Source organism: Vreelandella sp. L-25 (genome assembly GCF_056857535.1).
The window spans coordinates 17,408-28,196 of the sequence record NZ_JBSXNH010000025.1; the positions used below are offsets into that span (position 1 = coordinate 17,408).

8 protein-coding genes and 1 pseudogene are annotated in these 10,789 nt (G+C 47.7%); 4 read left to right on the forward strand and 5 right to left on the reverse strand.

Annotated elements, in window-relative coordinates:
- Positions 1 to 569: 569 nt before the first annotated feature.
- Positions 570 to 1,414 (reverse strand): annotated as a pseudogene (locus tag AC13CN_RS01590) (IS5 family transposase); the annotation flags it as partial.
- Between the two features lie 341 nt (positions 1,415 to 1,755).
- Between AC13CN_RS01590 and AC13CN_RS01595 the strand changes: the two are divergent.
- The 3 genes from AC13CN_RS01595 to AC13CN_RS01605 are packed head-to-tail and all read left to right on the forward strand — an operon-like array spanning position 1,756 to position 7,927.
- Positions 1,756 to 2,238, forward strand: a complete 483-nt coding sequence (locus AC13CN_RS01595) for a hypothetical protein (protein WP_159343427.1) — start codon at positions 1,756 to 1,758, stop codon at positions 2,236 to 2,238.
- A gap of 20 nt (positions 2,239 to 2,258) precedes the next feature.
- The gene (locus AC13CN_RS01600) at positions 2,259 to 4,643 is read left to right on the forward strand and encodes a hypothetical protein (RefSeq protein WP_483052971.1); all 2,385 of its coding nucleotides are present in this window, start codon (positions 2,259 to 2,261) and stop codon (positions 4,641 to 4,643) included.
- Positions 4,640 to 7,927 carry a site-specific integrase gene (locus tag AC13CN_RS01605; RefSeq protein ID WP_483052972.1) on the forward strand — a complete coding sequence of 1,096 codons (3,288 nt, stop codon included), beginning with the start codon at positions 4,640 to 4,642 and terminating at the stop codon, positions 7,925 to 7,927. The genes AC13CN_RS01600 and AC13CN_RS01605 overlap by 4 nt, the downstream gene beginning before the upstream one ends.
- 532 nt (positions 7,928 to 8,459) lie before the next feature.
- On the opposite strand, the gene AC13CN_RS01610 is transcribed toward AC13CN_RS01605, so the two are convergent.
- From AC13CN_RS01610 to AC13CN_RS01625, 4 genes are read right to left on the reverse strand one after another with little or no spacing between them, the layout of a single operon-like run.
- A complete protein-coding gene (locus AC13CN_RS01610) occupies positions 8,460 to 8,684 on the reverse strand; it encodes a hypothetical protein (RefSeq protein ID WP_483052973.1) in 225 nt (74 codons plus the stop codon).
- Positions 8,685 to 8,735: 51 nt separating this feature from the next.
- Positions 8,736 to 9,056: a hypothetical protein gene (locus tag AC13CN_RS01615; protein ID WP_199284186.1), complete on the reverse strand. Its 321-nt coding sequence runs from the start codon at positions 9,054 to 9,056 to the stop codon at positions 8,736 to 8,738.
- A 9-nt stretch (positions 9,057 to 9,065) separates the two neighbouring features.
- Positions 9,066 to 10,229 carry an Arm DNA-binding domain-containing protein gene (locus AC13CN_RS01620; protein ID WP_483052974.1) on the reverse strand — a complete coding sequence of 388 codons (1,164 nt, stop codon included), beginning with the start codon at positions 10,227 to 10,229 and terminating at the stop codon, positions 9,066 to 9,068.
- Positions 10,222 to 10,458, reverse strand: a complete 237-nt coding sequence (locus AC13CN_RS01625) for a hypothetical protein (protein WP_301583889.1) — start codon at positions 10,456 to 10,458, stop codon at positions 10,222 to 10,224. Before AC13CN_RS01625 ends, AC13CN_RS01620 begins: the two co-directional genes overlap by 8 nt.
- Positions 10,459 to 10,605: 147 nt before the next feature.
- Between AC13CN_RS01625 and AC13CN_RS01630 the strand changes: the two genes are divergently transcribed.
- On the forward strand, positions 10,606 to 10,789 hold a 184-nt coding region (locus tag AC13CN_RS01630), incomplete at its 3' end, for a helix-turn-helix domain-containing protein (RefSeq protein WP_483052975.1).

Here is a 10,789-nt window from a genome sequence, read left to right on the forward strand (position 1 = left end):
TTCCGCTGAATCCGCCCGCCTGTGTGCTCTAAGCGCTTCGACAGTCGTTGGGCTTCCGGCCCGCCACACAGTTATCGAGAGCCCTCCGGGGAGGCTTCTGCTCGTACACATCAGAAAGCGGTCAACTATCCGCTCGTGACAGGTTCAGCCCTTCAGCTCTTGGTTAAAGAGCCTACTATGGCCTCTGCTGACTCCTGTTCGCCCATCCGGACACCTCACGGTGTCGGTAGCCAATGGCAGGCGAACAGGCCTCCCAGGGTAAGGCGCGCGACCTTCCTCCCATCTACCCGCCGCATCTACTTCCACATCTTCTAGATAGCTATTGGGCTTCGAGTTTCATGGCCCTCTCGCCCAGATGTGGCTGCCTCGTATGCGGTTCCTGTTCGTCGGGCCGGGAGTTTGCCTACAGCTTCCTTCAGATTCCGCCTCGCGACGGACACCCTTGCTGTTCAGCTAACGGTTCCCGCTATCAGGGTCCGTAGGGGACTCTCACCCCCAAGTCATCCCGCCAACCACCACGGTTGACCGGATAGCGCCTGAGCGGCGCTTCGCGCCATGCCTGGCGCACCATGAAACGGATGCTCGACCTTGGCATAGATATTGGTTTTGGTCTTTTCGAAGGGCCAGCATCAACGTTTTCTTCCAGCTGTCTTCCATTTTCTTAATTGCGCTGCGTCTGACAGCGGCAAAGCACCGCGTCTCCGAACTCTGCTTTTCTTCAACTAGATATTTCCCCATGCCGAAACACCCTGTGTCGCCATCTATCCGTTTACCATCCTCTCTGAACAGATGCCTCACCATGGTGACATCGGCGACATTCGCCGAGGTGGCGAACACACTGTGGGCCAGCCCTGTCACAGCATCGACGCCGATATGGACCTTCATTCCGAAGAACTATTGATTTCCCTTCCGGGTTTGCTTCATCTCCGGATCACGTTGCTTCGCTTTGTTCTTAGTGAAAGGTGCCGTCATCACAATAGTGGCGTCAACGATAGTACCCTTGCGCATGAACAGGCCCTGTTCTGCTAAGCTGGCGTTGATCTCTTCAAAGACCCGATGGGTCAGGGCATGCTTCTCCAGCGGATGGCGAAAGCGAAGCAATGTGGTCACGTCGGGAACACTTTCGATGGCAAGGTCGATACCGATGAAGTCACGCATGGCCTGGCTGTCATAGATGGCATCTTCGAGCGCTTCGTCGGCCAGTCCGTACCATTGCTGCAGGGAAATAGGCCCGCACCATTCGCTCTAGACCGATTGGTGGCCGACCGCGCTTGCCCACCGATTTAGGAAAGTAAGACGGCGACAACGCCTCGATCAGACGCTGCCATGATATTAGGGTATCCATCTGTGCCAGGAGCCGCTCCCGGCGAGTGGCCTTCTTCTTGTTCTGATGCTCAGCCTGAGCAAACGAGACCTACTTCATCGAAAACTCTGTCGAACAATAGCTAACCAAATTATACCCTGCCGAGGGTACTAAGACAGCGGCGGCCGTATTTATGCAGCGTTTCCCTAACAACCGGCTTAAGCACTTATTTTAAGTGTAATATCAGTAATACGGATATTACACCTGCTCATTAATCTGCCCAACTTCTGCATGTATAAAAATTATACTGATTCTTTTAAAACCCAAATTTATCCGGTACATTTTGCATGTAAAAATAGTCTTGATTTTTACCAAAAACACAGTTAGATTTAATAAAAAATGAAGCCAAAATACCTTAAAATTTGATGATAAATCTTCTAGGCTCAAAACTTGTGCCCGCGTCTCAGATAGAAATCTCTGAGCATATTACTCACGATATTTTAAAAACACTTATGCTACGCCCCCCTTTATTAAAAGACGCGCGAGATCTGACGGAGGAAGCCATTAAAGCAGCCATTCTTCTCTCACCACCTATTATCTATGAAAAGAAAAATGGCAGTGGAAGTAAAATATATGTATGCGTGGGGAATTTTCGATCACTCGAACTTGCCAGGCGTTTTCCTGCTTCTTTAAAAATCAGAGTCAATCTGATTGAGCCACCGCTACTAAGTGAATTAAATAGAGTTGTTCTCATGTTAAACATGAGTAGTGACTTAGCTTTAGCTTTAGACCCAGGCAAAGCAGGCGCATATTTTTCAGAGCTACGAGTTCATGCAATAAACGACTATCCAGAAGCGTTGGCGTTAATCTCACCTAAATGTCGATTTAAAAAATCTTTTTTAGAAGCAATTGGCCTCAACCGAAGAAAACATTGATCTAAATAAGGGTATTTAAGGTGACACGAAACGTATCTCTAACATTGCTTCTTGAAGAGGCGATACAGCCACGCGCTGACTATTTTTCGTTTTCACAGCTCTACCCCGCACTGATTGTCACACTTCAGCACCTTATTATCGTTGGAGATGACTGCTGGGATGTATCAGCGATCAAAAATTTGATCACAGGCATTGAGAATCAAGAAATTGAGTTTCAAATAAAGTCAGGTAAGGGCGAAAAAGGCATTTACGGCACTAACCCGATCCATGGCGCGCTCTATAAAATATCTAAGCATATCGACACTGAAGATCGGTTGAAGCTTCTCGGTCATATTATCAACGTGGCTTTTCAATGGCGAAAAGAGATAGAGGCGTTATCCGAACATCAATCGCTATCAGATCATGATATAAAACGCCTCAACATAGCCACCTATCAAAAAAACCTTGAAGCAGCCTGTAAAGTTGCTCGACGTATGGATACTGATGGGTTGGCACAGCTTGCTCCATGGGATCAATCCACCCATACATTATTAAAATTTTGCCAATCGATTGCTGGAAAAAAGGTAGAAGGCAGTGAAACTTATATACAGCAGCTAGAACGTTTTTTTGCCTACGCTCTCAATGACAGGCAGCCACGAAAAAGAAACCACTCTAAGCAAGCGGATAACGATAATTATTTATTTCCCCAGCGTACTCGACCTATTGACGTAGACACTGATGAGCCATGGTTAGCCCTATCGAGTTCAGTAATCACTTCCCCGTCTCAAACAGCCGACTATAGCTCCGTACGTCAAGCGGGCCTCTCCGCGATTGAAGAGCGCTCATCGATTGAACTGATACAGAGCGACAAGCCATTAACGTTAGCAAAGGGTGATTCGTCGCTTCAATCTGTTTTTCGTGCACGATCCCAGCAACTGCATCTTGATAAATCAGCACAGCTTTTACCTGGTCGATGGGAGCAGCTCTCTGCATACGATTTAAATCATCTACAGGTTCAGCTAAATCGCACAGAACGAAACCGCACCTTCTTAACATGCATCCTTGGTTTAATGCTGATGACCGGCCGGAGTTTAGAAAATGTACTCGATGTGCATATTGCCAATAGCGTTGAACAGGTGCCTAAATCAGCACTGCATGAACAGTCAATCTACCTCTTATTAGAAACAAGCAGCTGGGTCACCGGCGTCATTAGGCCTCCGGATAGCCGCCAATTAAGTAGTCACTGGCGTCACGATATGCGTCCCACCCAGACGCGTATCGTTTTACCAATTCCACATTTTTTGCGCTCCCTACTTAGGCCAGCTATAAGGCACAAAGCGCTTCGGATAAAAAAACGCTCAGTTGCCTTATTTACTGATAAGGAAAGACAGGAATCCACGATCGAGCTTAAAAAACTGCTTGCCAACACTAATAAGCAAACAGGCTCCCGGCTGACGGTACACCGCCTGGGCATGCATCTCTTTAATACGCTGAACAGCGGTGATGCAGATCTAACGGCGGCCTGCTTGATCACCGCCCGGGTACCCTCTTTTGGCCAGCAGGCATCATTGTATTATTTCGCCCCCAATAATCACTACCTGAAAAAGCGTTACCTGGATGCCATGCGGATCATCCAGCAGCAGTGGCCAAAACCTAAAACCGAAAAGGGGCAAACAACCGCTGACTCAGAGCACACAGCAGTGGCTTCAGATTCACAACAACAAACAGCTCACTACGTAGGCTCTCAGCTAGTCCCCAAAGCATCGTATGTTGAAAAACTAGTAGTGCACATGCAACAGCAAATAACGTCAGCCGATCAGAGCGGTTCACTGTTTCAGCGCACGGTAAACGTTCATAACCGCTATACAGCCTATACCGTGGCAATGCTGATGTTCTGCACCGGTTATCGCAGCATTCGCGATCCCTTACCTAAATGGGATCAACTGTCGTTGTCACGCCGCATGATGGTCATCGCTGATAAAACCGATGATGCACAGAGCCACGCTCGCTTCTTGCCGCTACCAACGATAATGATGGATCAGCTCCAACATTATCTTCGTCATCGTGAAGCAATCGTGGGTCGTCTAAAGCTATATCTGCAGCAGCAATGGGACAGCCCTTTTCTATTTTTGGATACATACGGCCATCCAAAACAGGTCACACCTAAGAGACTTCAGGAACATTTGGACTGGCCTGGTTCACCTCCGCTGAATATCAACCGTCATTACTTACATACCCATCTTAAAGAAGTCGGCTGCTCCGCTGAATTAGTCGATGCATGCATGGGCCACTGGGATGCGGGACAGGAGCCATGGGCAAAATACTCAACATTTTGTCCACATGAATATCGTGAGCACATTAGCTCAGCCATTGAATTAATGATGCAGCGTCAGGGGTGGAGAGCGATCGAGGGGGCCGTGCTATGAGTGAACAATCGATTTGGGCTGGCTGGAAATTATCGCCACCGATACAAGCGGGTGCTGATGGAGAAGCGTCGCGGCGCTATCAACGAGCACGCGACAAATTCAAAGAGCTATCTTCCGCGCTGGATCAGATAGAGTCACGTATACCGGGTGCCGCTACAGGGCAACTTGGATTGGACTTTCCTGAACGAGCTATCAGCGATGCGTTTGAGTCGCTTCACACGATCACAAGCCCACAAAAGCTACGCCAACAGCATAATTTTTTAGTGAAAGGATTGGAGCGTGGAACGCGAGAACTGGATTGGAAAGTAAGTATTCCAAGCCCTATGGTCACGCTACCACGCAAATCGCCGCAAGTAACGACTGACTCTTTTAGTCAACTACACAGCTGGGATACCGCTGTAAACAGTCACGATCAATTATTGCCCCCCATCAGCCTTCATCAGGATGAATTAAAAACATGGCTGGCGGGGCGTTTTTTATTTCAGCTGGTTCGTGAAGGCGCGTTGCTCAATAAAGAGTGGTTAAAGCAGGTTCCTATAGCTATGGTTGATGGCATAGCATTTGAGAAGGACACTGCCTATTTAACACTGAAAAAAGAACATCATGCCGTTAAGAACAATAGTAGAAATAAAATCACACAGGCTTCAGTCGCATTTAATGACTTACCTGATAATAGCTTGGAATACGAACAGCAACACCAATACAGGCGTCTATTCTTGAGCCCTATAAGCCAGTTATTATTACTGAATTATCACCAGCAATGCGGCCGCAATTGGCCCGTGCCTGACAGCGCCATAGAATGCTTACTCTATTATACCCAACGCCTATCCAGAGAGCTAGCTAAAGTGAAGCTACCGGCGCTCCTTTCCATTGCCAAGACGTCAGCATCACTAGAATTACTACCCTTATTTAACTACTACTCAAGCCAAGAAGACTCATCATTGTCGCTTCCACCAAGCGTATGGCACCGTTTTACCAATCGACAAGTAGTGTCTTTCAAACCTATTAAAACTGCTGAAGAGGATGAAACCCTGCATACCTTTAACGTATTTCCTGACCGTGACGGGGCATATCCAGACCAGTTGAAGCAACTGAGAAAGCTACAGGCATGTTTATCCGTTTCACTAGCAAAAAAAACAGGAAAAGCGAAAGTAATCGCTAACATTGGCTCATTACTGGCCAAAACCGAGCAAAACGGCGTCATGATTACACTGTTAGCAAACTGGTGTATAGCGTTGATCCGCAAAGGTGGGCGTGTCAAATCCAGACTAACCATCAGTACAATCTCCACTTATCTTTCGAATATCGCAAAACCACTCATCATTCACGAACACATGATGGGTGAATTAGAAGTTACCAGTGTCGGTGAATGGGAAAAGCTTTATGAAACTGTGCTAAATGCTTCTAAATCGTCAGCCAGCCGCATTAGAACGCAAAATCGTTTGCGTGATTTTCATCATTACCTCACCAGCGCCTATGCTATACCGCCCATTGAACTTGAAGCAGATCAGCAACAACAGCATCGCGTTGACGTGAACATTATTACGCCTGCAGAATATTGCCGAGCGATCGAGATGATTATTTCATCAGAGCAGGATCGACCATTCAAAATTATGCAGATACTGGCACTAATACTCGGTTATCGGTTAGGGCTTCGCCGAAGTGAATGCGCTTCACTGCTAATACACGACATTGCTTATCTAACTGATCAAACTGGCATATCAGGGGAAGTCATCGTACGTGCGAACTCATTTCACAGTGGCAAAAGCTATTCAGCTACACGACGTCTACCACTATGGCTATTGATGCCAGAAGAACGGGAATTCTTGATTGATTGGGTACAAGAGCGCCGCAACCAAGCCATGACGCGTACCGCCGACAAGCAGCTATTGTTTTGCCGGGATGGAGAAGGCTCCTCATTGTTAGAAGACAGCATGCTTTTTCGACCGATTCAAATTGCCCTCAAAACCGTTAGCGGTGATAAGAGCCTTCGTTATCACCATCTACGCCACAGTTTCATCAGTTTCACGTTGCTACGTCTACTAGAGAGCAAGCCAAATGCACTATTGGAAAGCACGTGGTCAACGGATGATAACGGCCATATAGCTATGCCCAATGAGGATGTCGATCTGTCTAAGTTAGCAGGACTCCCTCCCCAACACCGTCCCTCTCGTAAGCGCTTATGGCTGCTTGCACTGTGGGCAGGACATGCCAGTCCGGATGAAACACTGAGTTCATATAGCCACTTGCTAGACTGGGCCCTTGGAAAACTACTTAGCCAACGATTTGATGTGCCTCTAACGACACATCAGCAACTTGTATTACTTAAAATACCCTCTAAAACAGCGCTTACCAGTTGGCGAAATCGGCGCGGGCTTCAAAACCCTACCCGCGCCAGTGACTTATTGAAGCACCTACAAAATCAATGGTGTGAGTTTAATATCTCCCCTCTTATCAAGGCACCGTATAAGCCTTACCATGCTCCTATCCAGAACCCACTGGACACCATACTTAAAAAAAGCAGCAATTTCCCTGCAGTCACGGTGATATATCAATGCTTGCGGCTAATCGAACAGCTAGAGCATCACGGTATGACCTTGGGAGAAGCCATTGCACAATCTGCAAAACGTTTCTTTCTCAATCCTGAAGATCTTAGCCGCTGGCAAAAATGTGGCAAGTACCTAATGTCAACAAAAACTTTTCGAAACAATCCAGTATTTAGCCGCTATAAAGACATTGAACAAAGAGATCACAACGCATCTCGGAGTATCTATATGCCTGAGCTGAATAGCTGCATGGCTCCACCCTTAAAGCCGAACGTCTTACGAGAAGCAGGAAAGTTTTTTCACATACTAACGGAGTGGTGTCCACAGCACGTAGTAGCTGCTGAAGCAGGTACACAATATTTTTTTTACTCTATGCAGCGAAGCACGGGGCATATCACTCTTCCGCATGCGGAAGCTATAAATGCAGTACTGGGACTTCTTCGGCCATTGCGCTGTATGAAGCACACTTACCTACTTGTTGAAGTCAAAGAAGGAAGCAAAAAAAAATCAATAAAAAAATATTGGTCTGACGCTACTGGCATTCCTCACAAACGCATTGACCTTGTACCCACCTCCTCCCCCTCTGGCCGCACAAGGTACTGGTACGGAAATGCCCATTTAAAAATCACGCGAGGTCATTACTCAGATAATCAACAGCCTCTATGGGAGGCATTTCGGTTTGCCGTATTTATGACGATGTTAGTATATGGCTTTAATGTTGGTTCTAACGACCTGTAAGACAGCAACGTCCTCCACTAACTAGGTAAAATAGGGTGGGAGAAGTTTTATGATATAGCACAAGAACTAGCCACTAAGGGGGGAGCACAACCAGTAATAAAACACAGTTTTTGACTGGCGAAGTTAGCCCAACGCACTGTTAATTGAAGCTGCTGGCCCATGCTAAGTTCTGTCTGAAAAGTCGGTTTAGCAAAAAGCACAACAGCAAATATCAGTTATGTTGAAATATTGATATGTGCACGTCAAAACCCTAAAACCAGCAAATTATACTTTAAAATTATCATAATGTTAAGCGTGCCTAAGTTATATTGCAAAATACCTGCCTTTAATGCTACGCACTTTGAACAGCATAGTATCCTTTGTCGAATATACGTCTAATCTTTACAGTTGCCTTGAGAAGCAGTTTGCTGCTCATCATTTATAGAAAGCCAACATGATATAAACACCGCAGCATATAACCCATTACCCCCACCGCCCTTGTTAAAAGGGGTGGGGGTAAACTGACGGGTGGGAAATGTGGACTACTCTACTTTTAATCGACCAACACTACATAACGAGTGATGAAGCACAGCTTTTGACTGGCGAAGTTAGCCCAACGCACTGTCACCTTGAGCCGCTGGCCCATTTTAGGAGCCCCTTCTTTTGTTACATGACGGTCGGTTAGAAAGGCGCGTAAATTTCCTTTAGTGCCGATTAAGTACAGCGACCAGACTTCATGCTGCATCAACCGTTCCGGCCCCTTCGACGCCGGCGACATACAACTCCCCTTCAAACTGACGGTCTGCCTTTTGAGTGGCCGTTTGCGATGTTACTGCCATGCTTGATCCTCCCATGCCCATAAGGTGCGCTCTAGCTCTGCAAGCAAACGTGGAATGGCTTGGCGATTGGCATCAAGCCCTAGCTGTTTAAGCGTGCGGCCTACCCAAGTTGCTAACGCATCTAGGTTAGTGCGCTCTTGCCCATCTCCCAGCCACACCACCAAAGCACAGCCAGGCGCTAAGCTGGTGGCGGCAGCGAGCGCTTCTGCCAAGCGGCGTTCAAGGCGTTGTTGAGATTGCAGTGCTGCCATCACGTGCAGGGTATCTTCGATGTTGTCACGGCGCTTTGTTGGCGTATCGATCGGTTTCATCGTTTTCTCCTAGGCACGCTTCTGGTTCAGCATGCGCTCAAACGCAGAGCCGTCTTGACGCGTTAAATTAGGCACAAAGCGTGAGTACACACGGAACAACATTTCCGTGGTGGTATGGCCCATCTGGCGGGCAATCCATTCAGGACTCTCGCCTGCCGCCAGCCAAAGAGTGGCAGCAGTGTGGCGAGTTTGATAAGGACGGCGCTTACGCAGCCCTAGCTCCTCCAACAAGGGATACCACACCCGTTTCGTTACATTAACGTGAGATACAGCAGTGCCCTTACGAGTGGTAAATACCAGTCCTGTTTTACCCGTTACCTCAAACTGCGCCTTCAGCGCATCAAAGACGGGTTGTGACATGTCGATAGAGCGGAAGGAGCCATCGGTTTTCGTCGGCACTATCTGGCCACGCACCAGTGCTTGGTGGACTAAAATCTGGCGACGGCCAAAATCCACGTTCTCCCAAACCAAGCCGTCGATCTCGCCAGTACGCATACCGGTGAAGAAACGCACGGTGTAGTACTGACGAAAGTCTTCGCGCACGCGCTGTATGATCTGCTGCACTTCCTCAAGCGTAAACGGCTCCACATCAGTGCGTGGCACATTGAGCGATTTAATCCCGCGGTACGGTGAGCTAAACTCATAGCGGTCGGCGGCTTCATTCAACATCATGCGCAATGGCGTCATGATGTGGTTGATACGGCTAGCAGAGAGTTTCTTGCCGCTCCGGGTATTTACTTTGGCGAGTGACGCCCGGAACTCAAGAATTTCTGCACGAGTGATGCTGCCGACTTCCTTATGCCCTAACGCGGGCAAGATATGGCGATCTAAACAGCCTTGCACCGTGACGATCTGCGACTCGCGCCATTCGATCTCTTTCTCTGCAAACCACGTTTCAGCGAACTGGCACAGCAGCGGCGTCGCGTGATAGCCACCCACCGCCGTTAGCGCACGCTTGCTTAACGTCTTGGCACGCGGGCTATCTGGGAAGTAGCGACCATAATCAAACGAACCCAGCGTAATCTCCGCCTCAATCTTCTCCAGAATCCGCTCTAGCTTTTTGCGATTCGCCGTTGTGTTATCTAGTGTCGTTTGCTCACGGCAGCGTTTGCCTAAATAGCGAAAGTCGAAGAAGAGCTTATTCGTTTTCTCACGAACACGTACCTTACCCATAGCAAACACCTCCACCCGCCATTGGTACGCCAAGACTTTCTTCTTTCGAGTGCAGCTGCATATCGCGCTCAATGGGCTCCCAAAGATACAAAATCTTGCGGCCGCCAAATGGGCGAATGTAATGAATACCTTCCAGCAGCACGTCATCTTTTAAACGTTCACGGATGGTGCGTGCGTCATACTTGATGCGCTCCGCTAGCTCGGCTGTAGTGAGGTAACAATAAGACATTTTTGCTCTCCTTATGATATTGTCTTGAAGATCATTAAGCGCATCAAAAAGCCCTTATGACCTCCTGAAGAACATAATAGCCCATAAAAGACCTATTGCAACAATTTTTGACCTATAGAAGATCAAATAAATTTATAGAGAGACATTATGATTAAGTGCCACCTATCTCGGATCATGGGAGAAAGAAAGTTGAAGATTGTCGATGTGGCACGTGAAACGGGCATTAATCGAGGAACGATTACGAGGCTCTATCACGAATCAGCCAGCCGCATCGAGCTTGAAGCGGTGGAAGCGCTATGCCGATACTTTGACTGTCAGGTTGGAGACTTAT